Source organism: Glutamicibacter arilaitensis, from assembly GCF_044793945.1.
Taxonomy (GTDB): Bacteria; Actinomycetota; Actinomycetes; order Actinomycetales; family Micrococcaceae; genus Glutamicibacter; species Glutamicibacter arilaitensis_B.
Genome location: NZ_CP084994.1, coordinates 2,372,530 through 2,387,088, shown reverse-complemented (window position 1 = coordinate 2,387,088; position 14,559 = coordinate 2,372,530). Strand labels below are relative to the sequence as shown.

The following is a 14,559-nucleotide window of genomic DNA, read 5'->3' as shown; positions in this document are numbered from 1 at the left end:
AGTCCTAATTGCCATGATTGATTTGTCCTTCTCCGACCTGCTCGCGATCACCGGGGGTCGCGCGACAGCTTCTGTCGACCCATCCACCGTCATCTCATCGGTCACCACCGATTCGCGTGACGTGCTTCCCGGAGCCCTCTTCGTCGCCAAGCCCGGTGAGTTCTCCGACGGGCACGCCTTTATCGATAAGGCTCTTGCCGGCGGCGCCGTGCTCGCCTTGGCCGAACGCATCACCCTAGATGAACGGCGGGTCGAGCACCCGGCAATCATCGTGGAAGACGCGGTCGAGGCCATGGGCCAGATTGCAGGGCACATCGTCGAATACCTGAAGACCAAGAACGATGCCGTCGTGATTGGCATTACCGGTTCTGCAGGCAAGACCACCACTAAAGACCTGCTGGCAGCGATTCTGGCCAAGGTCGCACCGACCGTTTCCCCGATTGGTTCCTATAACGGTGAAGTCGGCGTTCCGCTGACTGTGTTCACCGCCACCGAGGAAACCAAATATCTGGTGATCGAGATGGGCGCTACCGGCGTGGGGCACCTGACCTACCTGACCGACATGGTCCGCCCGAAGATTGGCGTAGTGCTCTGTGTCGGGACCGCTCATGCCGGTGAATTCGGCGGAGTGGAAAACATTGAAAAAGCCAAGGGCGAACTCGTCGAGGCCTTGGATGCCTCCGGTACCGCCTTGCTGAACTTCGAAGATCCCAGGGTAGCGCGGATGTCCGAACGCTCCGGGGGAGCGGTCCGGTACTTCGGCAGCATCCAGGGCAAGCCGCAGAACGCCAGCGTGTGGGCCAGCGATGTTGTGGTCAACGGGCAAGGCCAGCCCGAGCTCACCCTCGAATTCGCTGACGGTTTCAGCCGGCGGATCACTTCCGGTCTGCTGGGCCGTCACCACGTGAGCAACCTTCTTGCAGCCGCGAGCGCGGCCTTTGAGCTTGGCATCGCGGCCTCGCTGATCGCCGAAACCCTCGACGGATTGACCGCCGGAAGCCGCTGGCGGATGGAGCGCATAGAACGAGCCGACGGCGTCACCATCATCAACGACGCCTACAACGCCAACCCGGAATCCATGCGTGCCGCTTTACGCACCTTGGCCGAGCTCGGTCTGCCCGATGAGCAGGGCAGTGCCCGGCGCACCTGGGCGGTGCTGGGCGAAATGCTTGAACTCGGTGAGGACTCCCGGCATGAGCATGACGTGCTGGGCCGGATCGCGGTTCGCATGAACATCAAGAAATTGCTGGTCATCGGATGGGGCGCGAAACTTGCCTATAACTCAGCGGTGCTTGAAGGCAGCTGGGGAGACGAAGCTTATTTTGTGGAAAATCTAGACGAAGCACGTACCCTGCTTCGTGAGCAGCTATTACCCGGAGATATTGTCCTGTTTAAATCCTCGAATGGGGCCGGACTGCGGCACCTGGGCGACGACATCGCAGCACTTGTGAAAGAAGGCGAAGACGCGTGATCGCATTGATTTTAGGCGCAGGTATTGCCCTGGTGCTGACCATGGTGGCCCTTCCGTTGTACATTCGGTTGCTCACCAAAAAGCAGTACGGACAAGTCGTGCGCGACGATGGCCCGAATTCGCATGCGGTGAAGTCCGGCACCCCCACCATGGGCGGGGTGGTATTCGTGCTTGCGGTATTCGTCGCGTACTTCGCCACGCACCTGATCCTCGGTCTAATGGGCCGCACCTCTTCGGGAATCACCGCCAGCGGTTTGCTGGTGCTGCTGCTCTTCGGCGGTATGGGTCTTGTCGGCTTCCTCGATGACTTCATCAAGATCGCCAAAAAGCGTTCCCTGGGGTTACGCGCCTACCAGAAGATCGTCCTTCAGGCGATCGTGGGCGTCAGCTTCGGCATTCTCGCATTGCAGTTCCCCAACAGCCAGGGACTGACCCCGGCGTCTACTGCTATCTCGTTCTTGCGCGACTCGAACATCGACCTGGCATTTGCCGGACCAATGCTCGGCTTGATCCTGTTCGTGCTCTGGGCAAACTTCATCGTCACCGGCACCACCAATGGCGTGAACCTCACAGACGGCCTGGACGGTTTGGCGACCGGTGCCTCGATCATGGTGTTCGGCGCTTACACGTTGATCGGGATCTGGCAGCAGAACCAGGCCTGTGGCAATGCCAACGCTTTGGAAGTCTGCTACACCGTGCGTGATCCGCAGGACCTGGCGTTGCTGGGCGCGACCATCTCCGGTGCACTGATCGCATTCCTCTGGTGGAACGCAAAGCCTGCAAAGATCTTCATGGGCGATACCGGTTCGCTGGCCATCGGCGGCGCCGTGGCAGCCATGGCCATTCTCTCGCGCACGCAGCTGCTCCTGGTAGTTATTGCCGGCCTCTTCGTGATCATCGCTTTGTCGGTGATCATCCAGGTGGGTTACTTCAAGCTCTCCGGCGGTAAGCGCGTGTTCAAAATGGCCCCGCTGCAGCACCACTTTGAGCTCTCCGGATGGTCCGAAGAAAATGTTGTTATTCGTTTCTGGATTCTTGCTGGCCTGTTCGTAGCAGCCGGTCTGGGTCTGTTCTACTCCGAATGGGTTGTCGCACTGTGAGTGAAAAACTGGCCGATCTGACCAGCTGGGATGCAAATTGGAAGGGCCTGCGCGTGCTCGTTGCAGGTCTAGGACTTTCCGGTTTCTCCGCCGCAGATACCCTGATTGAGCTCGGTGCGATCGTCAGCGTCATTGACGGCCGCGACGATAAAATCAACGCCCAGCGCGCCGAAACATTGAAGCTCGTCGGCGCCCACGAGGTGCTGCTCGGCGAGCAGCACGTCGCCGCGCTGCCACAGGTCGATGGCGCCGCACCGGATCTGGTGGTCGTCTCGCCAGGGTGGAATCCGCGGCACCCGGTATTGGTCCAGGCTACGGATGCCGGCATCGAAATTTGGGGCGACGTCGAACTCGCTTGGCGGGTGCAGAACCGCGCCGGGCGAACCGCGCCGAAGTGGCTGGCAGTGACCGGCACCAATGGCAAGACCACCACGGTGGGAATGACCGAGGCGATTCTGCAGGCCGCCGGCCTGCGGGCGATCGCAGTGGGCAACGTCGGCACACCGATCCTCGACGCGGTCCGCGAACCTGTCGAGTACCAGGTGTTCGTCGTTGAGCTCTCCAGCTTCCAGCTGCACTACACCCACAGCATTTCTCCGCTTGCCTCGGTGGTGCTGAATATTGCCGAAGACCATGTCGATTGGCACGGAGGGTTCGAAGGCTACAAAGCTGACAAAGCCAAGATCTACGAACGCACCGAAGTCGCCGCGATCTTCAATACTGCAGATGCGCAGACCCTGGCAATGGTCGAGAACGCGGATGTTATCGAAGGCTGCAGGGCTATCGGCTTCTCCACCGACAGCCCAGCGATTTCAACCGTAGGCATCGTTGAAGGATTGCTGGTGGACCGCGCATTCATCGAAGATCGCCAAACCAACGCACTTGAACTGGTGGCGCTGAAGGATATCGGCGAAATCGTTCCGCGGCATACCGCGGCCAACGCTGCGGCCGCGGCCACGCTGGCCCGCGCCTACGGAGTAGACGCCGAAGCGATCGCCAAGGGGCTCAGCGGGTTCGATTCCGGAGCGCACCGGATTCAAGCGGTAGCGCGCCGCGATGAGATCTTGTGGATCAACGATTCAAAGGCAACCAACCCGCACGCGGCGAACGCTTCCCTCGCAGCCTTTAGTTCGGTGGTATGGATCGCTGGCGGTTTGTCCAAGGGCGTGGACTATACGGATTTGATCAAGGAACATGCCCAAAGGCTCAGGGCCGTGCTGCTGATCGGGACGGATAACGATTCGCTACGGTCGGCGCTGGCCGAACAAGCGCCTGAGGTTGAACTGATCGACATTACCGCTCAGGGGCTAGCATCGGACGGCGTCGCTCCTTCCGGAACTCAGGTGATGACACAGGCCGTGCGCAAAGCAACAGATCTAGCTCAAGCCGGTGACACGGTGCTGATGGCTCCGGCTGCGGCCTCGATGGATCAATTCAGTTCCTACGCCCAGCGTGGCAACGCATTTATCAGTGCGGTCAGTGATCTGATGGATGAGGGAACCGAAGGAACCAAGTAAGCAATCGGACGGGACGGGAGGCAGATATGGCGTCAACGCGTGGCAAAAAAGCCAAGAACGGAAAGCCTAAAATCTCCCCGCTTTCTCGGCTCATCGGCAATATCGAATCCGGCAGTGCGCGCACTGCGTCCATTGACTACATGCTGGTATTCGTTACCTCCATCGCTTTAGCCGTTTTCGGTGTGCTGATGGTGCAATCCTCTGCATCGGTCGAGGCGATCGCGCGCGGAAACGACGGCTTTACGGTAGCGATATCCCAGGCAATGTTTGCTGTATTGGGGATCGCCTGCATGATCGTTATGCAGTTTTTCAAACCCGAGTCCTTGAAGAGGCTCGCCTGGCCAGCGGCAATCATCGCGTTCGTGCTGCTCTTTCTGGTTGCCTTCACCCCACTGGGCCATGAGGTTTTGGGCAACCGAAACTGGATTCGCATCACCAGCACAGTGGGTCTGCAGCCCAGTGAATTTGCCAAGCTGGCATTGGCGGTTTTTGCCGCATTCATGCTGGAAAAGAAACAGGGCATGCTTCATGACTACAAGCACCTGTTCATTCCAATCGTCGCCCCGGTAGGCGGCGCGATCCTGTTGCTGGTGCTATGGGGCAAGGATGTGGGTACCGCGCTGGTCCTGATCCTGATCATCGCCACCGCGCTGTTCCTCGGCGGGCTCAAAATCAAGTGGCTGGCCCTGACAAGTGCCGCGGGTTTTATCGTGCTCTCAGTTTTGGTCCTAGCTTCTAGTAACCGCCGTGCACGTGTGCTCGCCTGGCTGAACATCGACTGCGGTCCGGATGACAGGATCTGCTACCAGTCGAGCATGGGCCTGCACGCCTTCGCGTCCGGTGGCTGGTTCGGCGTCGGTGCTGGGCAATCACGGCTGAAATGGTCCTATGTCCCGGAAGCTCAAAACGACTTTATCTTCTCCATTCTCGGTGAAGAATTCGGTTTCGTTGGAGTGCTCTTCGTGCTGTGCATGTTCGCGCTCTTGGCCCTGGCCATGTACCGCATTTCAATGCGTGCAAACGATCTGTACACCAAGGTCCTCATGGGTTGCATTTCTTCGTGGATTATTGGCCAGACTTTCATCAACCTCGGCACCGTCAGTGGAGTATTGCCGGTCATCGGTGTGCCCTTGCCTTTCATTTCCTCAGGTGGTTCGGCCATGCTTGCGGTCATGCTTGCCATGGGGTTCGTCCTCTGCTCGGCTCGCGCGCAAAAGGTCGCCGCATTGGCTACCCTTGTCGAGGGTGCCAAGAAGCCTAAAAAGTAGTATTCGCTTACGTTATTGACTAACAGCCGGTCCTGGACCCAAGGAGTAGAAAAGCCATGAGTGATCCGATCCGTCTGGTTGTTGCCGGGGGCGGAACCGCCGGCCATATTTCGCCGATGCTGGCCATCGCTGATGCGGTCCGCAAAGTGCACCCGCAAGCAGAAATCGTCGCGTTGGGATCCCCGGGTGGGCTCGAAACGAAGCTGGTTCCGGAAGCTGGATATCGCCTCGAGCTCATCCCCAAGGCCCCGATGCCTCGCAGCATTTCGCTGGATTTGGTCAAGTTTCCATTTCGTTTCCTGAAAGCGCTAAGCCAGGCGAAGAAAACCTTGCGCGAATCCGGTGCCGAAGCGCTGCTCGGCGTTGGCGGCTATGTATGCACCCCAGCATATTTGGCAGCCAAGAAGCTCGGTGTGCCGACCTTTGTCCATGAGGCGAACTCGGTAGCCGGCATGGCGAATAAATTGGGAGCCAAAAACGCGGTAGCCGTAGGAACGACCTTCGCGAATACGGGCTTACCTAAGGAACGCAAGGTCGGCATGCCGATGCGTTCGAATATTGCGATGATGGATCGCAACGCGTTGCGCGAGGAAGCCCGCGCGCATTTCGGCCTCACCGATCAATCTCCAGTTCTTTTGGTCACCGGCGGGTCCTCCGGGGCACAAAGCATCAACACCACGATCGTCGCTGCGCTGGATAAGCTGGCAGCCGCCGGAATTCACGTGGTGCATATTACCGGCCGCGGTAAGCAGGCCACTGATGAGCAGGGAAATCTGTTGGTGCGTGCGGGATATACCCAGCGTGAATATGTGGAGCGCATGGACTACGCCTATGCGGCCGCCGACTTGATGATCTGCCGTTCTGGTGCCGGGACCGTCTGTGAACTGGCCGTGGCAGGTACCCCTTCGGTGTTGGTGCCATTGCCTATCGGCAACGGAGAGCAGCGGCTCAACGCGCGTGAACTCGTCGCGGCCGGGGGAGCAGTGCTGGTGACCGACGATGAATTCACCACCGGCTTCGTCACCGACACAGTCCTGAAGTTGGTCACCGATCCGCATAAACTTGAACAGATGTCGCAGGCTGCCTCCTCCCAAGGTCAGCGAGACGCCGCCGAGCAGATGGCGGCCCTGATTATCGATGAAGTTTCATCCCGCCGTTTAACGTCGGGTCAGAAAGGCTAAAAATGGTACAGCAGCCAGGCGAACACATCGCCGAACTTGGCAAGGTACATCTGATGGGTGTTGGCGGTGTTGGCGTCTCTGCCGTTGCCCGTTTGCTTCTGGACTACGGGGTTCCGGTTTCCGGCTCCGACGCCAAGGACCTGCCAGTACTCGACGGCCTGCGCGCGCGGGGCGCACGCATTCATGTCGGCTATGACCCACAGAATTTGGGCGATGCAGACACCGTGGTGATTTCCTCGATCATTAAGCCCGGCAACGCCGAATATGATGAGGCGCTCCGCCGTGGACTGCGAATCTTGCACCGCTCCGAGGGGCTCGAAGCGACCATGCGCGGCCATAAGCAAGTGGTGACCATCGCCGGTACCCACGGCAAGACCACCACCACGTCGCTGACCGCCCATATGCTCAAAACTGCTGCGGCCGCCCCCTCCTTTGCCGTGGGCGCGAACATTCCAAGTCTGGGGACCAACGCTGAACTCGGTGAAGGAGAGATCTTCGTCGCCGAGGCCGATGAGTCCGATTCTTCGTTCTTGAATTATCGGCCAAATGTCATTGTGGTCACCAACATCGAAGCCGATCACCTCGACCACTACGGTACGGCCGAAGCCGTCCACCAGGCCTTTGTCCATTTCGCCCGGTTGCTACCCGAGGACGGTCTGCTCATTTGTTGTGCAGATGATGAAGGCTCCAATGCTCTGGCTCGCAAGATGCGCCATGAGCGTCCCGAATTGCGGATCCAGACTTACGGCTTCGCCGATCACGCTGACCGCCGACTCAGTGATGCTCGTGCGCTGGAAGACGGCCGTTTCGTATCCACAATCGAGTGGGGAAGCGGTGAAAGCCATACGCTGAATCTTGCGGTACCCGGTCAGCATAATCTGCTCAACGCCGCAGCCGCCCTGGCGGTAGGCATGGATGCTGGGCTCGAAATCAATGATGCGCTTGATGCACTAGCAAGTTTTGCAGGTGCAGCCCGCCGTTTTGAGTTCAAGGGCGAGGCCGAAGGGGTGCGAGTCTATGACGACTACGCTCACCATCCAACCGAAGTTAATGCCGCTTTGAAGGCAGGACGCGCGGTGGCAGGGGACGGAAAGCTGCATGTGGTGTTCCAACCGCATCTCTTCAGCCGTACCCAGGAGTTCTACCGTCAGTTCGCCCAAGCCTTGTCCCTTGCTGACAGCGTCCGCGTTCTGGAGATCTACCCAGCACGGGAAGAGCCGATTCAGGGGGTCACTAGCGCGCTGATCGCCGAGCGTATCGAAGTAGCAAGCGAAGTGCTCAGCCCGGCGGCGGCGGTGGCCCATGTGGTGGAGTATGCCGAACCTGGAGATGTTGTGATGACCATTGGTGCCGGCGATGTTACCGAACTCGGTTCGCAAATCGTTGCAGCACTGTCCTGCGAATAAAGCTGGGAGCCACCATGGGGGAAAACACCAAGGTTGTCGAGCTGCCTGCCAGCCCGGAGAAGAAACGACGCAAGCTGCTCATTATCATTGCAGCGAGTATCGTGGCACTAAGCATCACGGCCGTATTGGTTCTCAGCTTTTCGCCGCTTCTTGCAGCTAAGAAAATTGAAGTGACCGGAAGCAAGCTGGTAAGCGAGAAAAAGCTGCTTGAAGCATTGGCCCCGCTCAAAGGAGTGCCGCTGCCGCGGATCTCAGAATCGCGAGTTGTCGAGCTCATCGGCGACCAACCTGCAGTGGACGAAATTGTGGTTCGCGCCAAAATGCCCGACACGCTGGTCGTGGAAGTGGTTGAAGCCGAGCCTGTCGCGATCCTAGTGGACGGGAAAAATTCCTATATCGTCTCCTCTACCGGTGAGAAGCTGAAAAAGGTCGGCGAGAAAGATAAAACAAAACTTCCTCGGGTGAAGGCCTCAGATCAAACCAATGACCCGGAGCAGTTTCAACTGCTTACCGGGATTCTGAGCACGGTGGAGCCCAATGTTCTCGAACAAGTCTCCACTGCGACATTGACCCAGGCTGGTTTCATGGAGCTCGCCCTGCCAAAGAAGCGAACTCTGATCTGGGGCGACGGAGGAAAGGTCGCACTCAAAAATGAAGTTGCGAAGATTTTCCTTGATGAACTAAAAGAAAATTCAGACATGGCCAAGGTCATTGACGTGACCAATCCAGAGAACCCGGTGACGTATTAAGTCGCTCGCCACGGGCGAGGGATGAACATTCTCAAGGGAAATTCTGGAAAGATAGGTTTCAATAGGCGACACGCCACGGCGGTCGTTGCACAAAGCCAGCATGGCTCATAGCGTTCTTAATAGCGATAGCTTGACAGAAACTTAACCTTAAGGCAAAAGGTCAAGGTTTCGCGCATGAATCGTGAAATATGTAGCACATCTAACAAGGGAAGCGGGACGTGGCAGCTCCACAGAATTACCTCGCGGTCATTAAAGTCGTCGGAATCGGCGGTGGCGGTGTAAACGCAGTCAATCGAATGATCGAAGTCGGTCTCAAGGGCGTTGAATTCATCGCCATCAATACCGACGCGCAGGCTCTACTCATGAGTGATGCCGACGTTAAGCTCGACGTAGGACGCGAACTTACTCGCGGCCTAGGCGCTGGCGCGAACCCTGATGTGGGACGCCAGGCAGCCGAGGATCACGTCGAAGAGATCGAAGACGTCCTACGCGGCGCCGACATGGTCTTCGTGACCGCCGGCGAAGGCGGCGGCACCGGTACCGGTGGCGCACCCGTCGTGGCACGTATCGCCCGCGGACTGGGTGCACTGACCATCGGTGTCGTCACCCGTCCATTCACCTTCGAAGGTCGCCGCCGCGCCAACTCAGCCGAAAACGGCATCGAGGCATTGCGCGACGAAGTCGATACTCTGATCGTCATCCCGAACGACCGACTGCTGTCCATCTCGGACCGCAACGTCTCCGTTCTAGATGCATTCCGCCAAGCAGACCAGGTGCTGCTTTCCGGTGTTCAGGGCATCACCGACTTGATTACCACCTCAGGTCTGATTAACCTCGACTTCGCCGATGTGAAGTCCGTTATGCAGGGTGCCGGTTCGGCACTCATGGGTATCGGTTCTGCACGCGGCGAGGATCGCGCGGTCAAGGCCGCGGAACTGGCAATCGCTTCGCCGTTGCTGGAAGCATCCATCGACGGTGCGCACGGCGTCCTGCTCTCCATTCAGGGTGGCTCGGATCTCGGATTGTTTGAGATCAACGAGGCAGCTCGTCTGGTCCAGGAAGTCGCGCACCCAGAAGCCAACATCATCTTCGGCGCCGTAATCGACGACGCCCTTGGTGACGAAGCTCGTGTCACTGTGATTGCTGCCGGCTTTGACGAGCCAGACGTAACCAGCAAGCCAATGGCACCGTTGGCGTCGAAGCCAGCGTCTAGCCGTCAGGCACAGGAACAGCAGCCTGTTCCAGCCGCGATGGCTCCAGAAGCAACGCCAGCTCCAGCGGCCGCTGCTCCAGAAGCAAGGCCAGCGGCAGCAGAGCAGAACAACTCCTTCCAGGATCTTCCAGACGTTGTTGACGCGGACCTTAACGGTTCGAACGATGATCTGGACGTTCCGGACTTCCTAAAGTAATAACAGCGACAAGCTGAGCAGTGCTACATTTCGCGTCGAACCTCGATTCGAGTATCCAACTGGCATTTACTACGCAAGCCGAGGGGAACCTCGCCTTGCATGTAAACGATGACCCCCTCTTAGTAGGGGAGCATCGGGCCAAGCTGGAAGACTCGATCGGGGGTCGACGTTTTTCTTTGCACTTCATGAACCAAATCCATTCCACCGAGGTGGTGCACGTTGCCCCCGGGCTGCGAACCGCTTGGAATGAACCAGAAGCTCCGACCTGCGATGCGCTCATCGATCCTAGCGGTCGCGAGCCCCTCGCCGTCATGGTGGCCGATTGCCTGCCGGTTCTCTTTGTTGCCCGTGACACCCGCAATGACCGGACTTTCACAGCCGCGGCCCATGCCGGTCGGCGCGGGCTTCTTGGTGGGATTTTGGCGCGTACCGTCGGCGAGCTGCAGCAATTGGGTGCAGACAAGGTTGAGGCTATTATTGGCCCAGCTATTTGCGGGCGCTGCTACGAAGTCCCTGAAGCAATGGCCGCCGAATCCGAGTTCGAACGACCTGGCATACGGACAAATACCAGCTGGGGGACAGCATCCCTGGATCTCCCGGCTTCGGCCGAACAAGAACTCTCAGCTTTAGGCGTTCTGGTGCAACAAAGTAAAATCTGCACACTTGAAGATGAGAGATTCTTCTCTTACCGAAGAACTCCGCTTGCGGGCCGGCTGGCTGGCCTGATTTGGCCGAAAATCTAGGCTTGCGCGACACACCGCGCAAAAAAATTAGAATGTGCGATGCCTGTCGATTGCCGTGCGGTAGCGTCAGAGTAGCGGAATCATGCACCTGGGGTTGCATGCACGGGACAACTGAGGAGAAATATCGTGGCTGACGGACTACGTAAGGCAATGGTCTATCTCGGCTTAGCAGATGCTGTTGAGCAGAGCGAGGCCGAAATGGACAACTCAGAACCTAGGACCCAGATACGGGCCGTAGAAGACGCTGCCCCGCAGCGGCCTTCAGAGGCCCCGCGCCCGCAGCCGGTAGTCAAGCCAGTTGCTCCGCATTCAGTAGCCAAAGAACCAGAGAACGAGTACCGTGCTCCGGTCACACCGATTAAGCGTGCACCTTCAGTACGGGATGAGGATTCCGAATTGCGTCAAATTACTACCGTTCACCCGCGTTCTTACAACGATGCCAAGATCATCGGTGAGAACTTCCGTGACGGAATCCCGGTGATTATGAATGTCACCGATATGGGAGAAACCGATGCTAAGCGTTTGGTCGACTTCTCGGCTGGCCTAGTTTTCGCTCTCCACGGCTCCATCGAGCGAGTCACTAACAAAGTATTCCTGCTCTCCCCGGCCACTGTAGAAGTACTGGGTGAAGACCGTAAACAGTCCGAAGCTCAGGCTACCTTCTTCAACCAGAGCTAAGCTGCCAGGAGCGAGCGCGTAAATATGGTGTTCGGGATTATTTATTTCCTGCTAGCTGTCCTGCAAATTCTGCTGATAATGCGAATTGTGCTGGATATTACTGAAAGTTTTGCTCGGCATTGGCGCCCCAAGGGGATCGCCTTATTGGCCGCAACAGCAATCGTCACAATTACCGACCCGCCATTGCGTTGGTTGAGGAGCAAGATTAAGCCATTGGATATCGGTGGAATCCGGCTTGACTTGTCATTTTTGATCCTGTTTATCGTCGTAATGATTGTCAAATCGATCGTTAGTGGCGTAGGTTACAGTACAGGGATCTGAGCAGGTATTTCGTAGAGGAATACGAGGATCTGGAAGAACCCTAAACTGTAAAATTCAATAAAAAAGAGCTGTCCCGGCAGTTCGGTTTCGTAATTAGTGTCCGAATCGTTATATCCTTTAGGAAATAGTGCTCCGACTTCACCGGTCGCGACACTGAATGAACGGTAAGTGTTTCGCTAGACAACAACGGTCGAGCGAAAATGATCCCAGTATTGAGGTGACCCAATGGCTTTGACGCCAGAAGACGTAGTCAATAAGCGGTTTCAGCCGACCAAGTTCCGTGAAGGCTACGACCAAGACGAGGTAGATGACTTCCTCGACGAGATCGTTGTGGAGCTGCGTCGCCTGACCGGTGAGAACGAAGAGCTGCGCCGCCGCTTGGCAGCGCAAGGCGGGGACACTAGCGTCTCAGCTAAGGAACAGTCCGTTCCAGCTCCAGTGGCCGCCGCTCCAGCTGCGAAACCAGCTGAAGAGAAGAAGGCTGAAACTAAGCCTGAAGAGCCAAAGAAGGTCGAGACTCCAGCAGCTGCACCAGTAGCCGAAGTCAAGAAGACTGAAGCTCCGGTTGCTGCAGCCAAGGTCGAGGAAAAGAAGGACGCGGCTCCTGGAGCCAACGCTGTTCCTGCTGCCGTTCCTCGCTCCGAGTCCGCAGAATCTGCAGCTAACGTGCTTTCGATGGCACAGCGTCTGCACGATGAATACGTTGCCTCCGGTGTTGAGCAGCGTGACAAGATCATCTCGGAAGCTAAAACTGAGGCAAACTCGCTCGTTACCTCCGCTGAAGAGAAGAGCCGCAAGACTCTCTCCGCACTGGAACAGCAGAAGTCCGTACTTGAGCGCAAGCTTGAGCAGCTGCGTGGCTTCGAGCGTGACTACCGTGCACGTCTGAAGACTTACATCGAAGGACAGCTCCGCGACCTTGAGTCGCAGGGATCCATCGATAACGCAACCAAGGCCAACTAGTCCCTTACGGGTTTGATGGCTTGAACTAAATATCAGTACAGTTGACGGTGGCGCTCGGGTTTGTCCGGCGCCACCGTTGATGTTTAAGGGAATTAATGGGTAATAGTGTGAGTGCTTCAGAACCGAGAAGTGCTGCTGCGGCTAAGCGCTTCACCGGCCTTGGGCTGGTCATCGCCTTGATCGCGTTGGTATTAGACCAAGCGGTCAAGATTCTCGTGGAGAGAAATATGGAACTCGGTGAATCCTTCGAGGTGATCCCGAATTTCTTGGATATCCATTACATTCTCAACCCTGGTGCCGCTTTCTCCATGGGGGAGGACTTCACCATCATCTTTGCAATCCTGCAGGCGGCGGTCGTGGTCTACGTGATCTTCTTGCTGTTGCGCAAGGTCGCGGTACGAACTTGGGCAATTATCCTGGGATGTTTGCTCGGTGGAGTTGCTGGAAACCTGACGGACCGAATCTTCCGCGAACCGGCCTTCGGCTTTGGACATGTAGTTGATATGTTCTCCGTCCAAAACTTTGCCATTTTCAACGTCGCGGACTCGTTTATTGTCTGCTCGATGATCGTGGTTGCGCTGATGCTCATCCGCGGAAGAAATTTGGATGGAACCATCGGCGATGCACCAGCCAAGAAAACGAACCACGGGGATGACGAAAGCACGGAGCCCACAGCATGAGCGGTACTGACACCACCGAGATTCACGAACTATCAGTTGCACCAGATGAGGCCGGACAGCGTTTGGACGTCCATATCTCCAAGGCCCTCGAAATTCAGCGCACATTGGCCAAATCCTTGTGCAAAGATTCGATGGTAGAGGTCAACGGCAGAATCGTCACTAAGCCGCTCAAGCTCCAAGCGGGAGACAAGCTTCGAGTGACTATCCCACCCCAGGCCGATCCATTAGAAATTAGAGTTATTGCCGTGGAAGATCTGAAGATCATTGCCGACGAAGATGACTATGTTGTCATCGACAAACCGGTAGGCGTCGCGGCTCACCCTTCGCCAGGTTGGGTCGGCCCGACTGTTGTTGGTGCGCTGATGGCCGAGGGCTATAACATCTCAACTTCCGGGGCTCCAGAACGCCAGGGCATCGTGCACCGGCTGGACGTTGGAACCAGCGGTCTGATGGTAGTGGCCAAGTCCGAACGCGCCTACACCGCGCTCAAGCGGGCTTTCAAGGAACGTACGCCGAAAAAGACCTACCACGCAGTGGTTCAGGGGCTGCCGGATCCGCTTGAAGGAACCATTGACGCGCCCATCGGACGCCACCCAGGGCACGACTGGAAGTTCGCGGTTCTTGAAGGTGGACGCGATTCGGTCACCCACTACGAAATGCTCGAAGCCTTCGGCCGGGCGAGCCTGGTCGAAATCCAATTGGAAACCGGCCGGACCCACCAAATTCGTGTGCACTTCTCCGCCTTCGGCCATGCCTGCGTCGGGGACCAAACCTATGGTGCCGACCCGAAGCTCAGCGCCGCACTGGGGCTGACCCGTCAATGGCTGCATGCCAAGCGTCTGGGATTCAACCATCCTGTCACTGATCAATGGGTCGAGTACGAAAGCGAATATCCGCACGATCTGGCAGGTGCGTTGGAACTGCTGCGCGAAGGAACATACTAGTTCCCTCGGCACTTGCTATGAGAGCTCCCACAGCGGGTGGGGCAGTGGACGAAATTCGTTGCGTGAATCGCTAGACTGGTTCAGTGAGCGCGACACGTGACGGATTTGTCCATCTGCATACCCATACCG

The 14,559-nt window shown here is 57.4% G+C and carries 14 protein-coding genes; all 14 read left to right on the top strand.

Annotated elements, in window-relative coordinates; all coding sequences use genetic code 11:
* Positions 1 to 13 precede the first annotated feature (13 nt).
* Positions 14 to 1,471 carry a UDP-N-acetylmuramoyl-tripeptide--D-alanyl-D-alanine ligase gene (murF, locus tag LG294_RS11235; protein WP_404285728.1) on the top strand — a complete coding sequence of 486 codons (1,458 nt, stop codon included), beginning with the start codon at positions 14 to 16 and terminating at the stop codon, positions 1,469 to 1,471.
* On the top strand, positions 1,468 to 2,571 hold the full coding sequence (gene mraY / locus LG294_RS11230; protein WP_404285726.1) for a phospho-N-acetylmuramoyl-pentapeptide-transferase: 1,104 nt from the start codon (positions 1,468 to 1,470) through the stop codon (positions 2,569 to 2,571). Before murF ends, mraY begins: the two co-directional genes overlap by 4 nt.
* Positions 2,553 to 4,088, top strand: a complete 1,536-nt coding sequence (murD, locus tag LG294_RS11225; RefSeq protein WP_404285724.1) for a UDP-N-acetylmuramoyl-L-alanine--D-glutamate ligase — start codon at positions 2,553 to 2,555, stop codon at positions 4,086 to 4,088. The genes mraY and murD overlap by 19 nt, the downstream gene beginning before the upstream one ends.
* Positions 4,089 to 4,114: 26 nt before the next feature.
* The gene (locus tag LG294_RS11220; RefSeq protein ID WP_404285722.1) at positions 4,115 to 5,356 is read left to right on the top strand and encodes an FtsW/RodA/SpoVE family cell cycle protein; all 1,242 of its coding nucleotides are present in this window, start codon (positions 4,115 to 4,117) and stop codon (positions 5,354 to 5,356) included.
* A 56-nt stretch (positions 5,357 to 5,412) separates the two neighbouring features.
* The gene (gene murG, locus LG294_RS11215; RefSeq protein ID WP_404285720.1) at positions 5,413 to 6,537 is read left to right on the top strand and encodes an undecaprenyldiphospho-muramoylpentapeptide beta-N-acetylglucosaminyltransferase; all 1,125 of its coding nucleotides are present in this window, start codon (positions 5,413 to 5,415) and stop codon (positions 6,535 to 6,537) included.
* A gap of 2 nt (positions 6,538 to 6,539) precedes the next feature.
* Complete coding sequence (murC, locus tag LG294_RS11210) at positions 6,540 to 7,943, top strand: UDP-N-acetylmuramate--L-alanine ligase (protein ID WP_404285718.1); 1,404 nt, start codon at positions 6,540 to 6,542, stop codon at positions 7,941 to 7,943.
* 101 nt (positions 7,944 to 8,044) lie between these two features.
* Positions 8,045 to 8,692, top strand: a complete 648-nt coding sequence (locus LG294_RS11205) for a cell division protein FtsQ/DivIB (RefSeq protein WP_404285716.1) — start codon at positions 8,045 to 8,047, stop codon at positions 8,690 to 8,692.
* Between the two features lie 218 nt (positions 8,693 to 8,910).
* Positions 8,911 to 10,101: a cell division protein FtsZ gene (ftsZ, locus tag LG294_RS11200; RefSeq protein WP_404285714.1), complete on the top strand. Its 1,191-nt coding sequence runs from the start codon at positions 8,911 to 8,913 to the stop codon at positions 10,099 to 10,101.
* A gap of 20 nt (positions 10,102 to 10,121) precedes the next feature.
* Entirely contained in the window at positions 10,122 to 10,844 is a 723-nt protein-coding gene (locus LG294_RS11195) for a polyphenol oxidase family protein (RefSeq protein ID WP_404285712.1), read from the top strand.
* A gap of 126 nt (positions 10,845 to 10,970) precedes the next feature.
* Positions 10,971 to 11,522 (top strand): cell division protein SepF, encoded by a 552-nt coding sequence (locus tag LG294_RS11190; protein ID WP_404285711.1) that lies wholly within the window; start codon positions 10,971 to 10,973, stop codon positions 11,520 to 11,522.
* A 24-nt stretch (positions 11,523 to 11,546) separates the two neighbouring features.
* The gene (locus tag LG294_RS11185; protein ID WP_404285709.1) at positions 11,547 to 11,843 is read left to right on the top strand and encodes a YggT family protein; all 297 of its coding nucleotides are present in this window, start codon (positions 11,547 to 11,549) and stop codon (positions 11,841 to 11,843) included.
* A 225-nt stretch (positions 11,844 to 12,068) separates the two neighbouring features.
* Positions 12,069 to 12,806: a DivIVA domain-containing protein gene (locus tag LG294_RS11180; RefSeq protein WP_404285707.1), complete on the top strand. Its 738-nt coding sequence runs from the start codon at positions 12,069 to 12,071 to the stop codon at positions 12,804 to 12,806.
* A gap of 107 nt (positions 12,807 to 12,913) precedes the next feature.
* Positions 12,914 to 13,486 (top strand): signal peptidase II, encoded by a 573-nt coding sequence (gene lspA / locus LG294_RS11175; protein ID WP_404285705.1) that lies wholly within the window; start codon positions 12,914 to 12,916, stop codon positions 13,484 to 13,486.
* A complete protein-coding gene (locus tag LG294_RS11170; RefSeq protein ID WP_404285703.1) occupies positions 13,483 to 14,430 on the top strand; it encodes an RluA family pseudouridine synthase in 948 nt (315 codons plus the stop codon). The genes lspA and LG294_RS11170 overlap by 4 nt, the downstream gene beginning before the upstream one ends.
* The last annotated feature ends 129 nt before the right edge of the window (positions 14,431 to 14,559 follow it).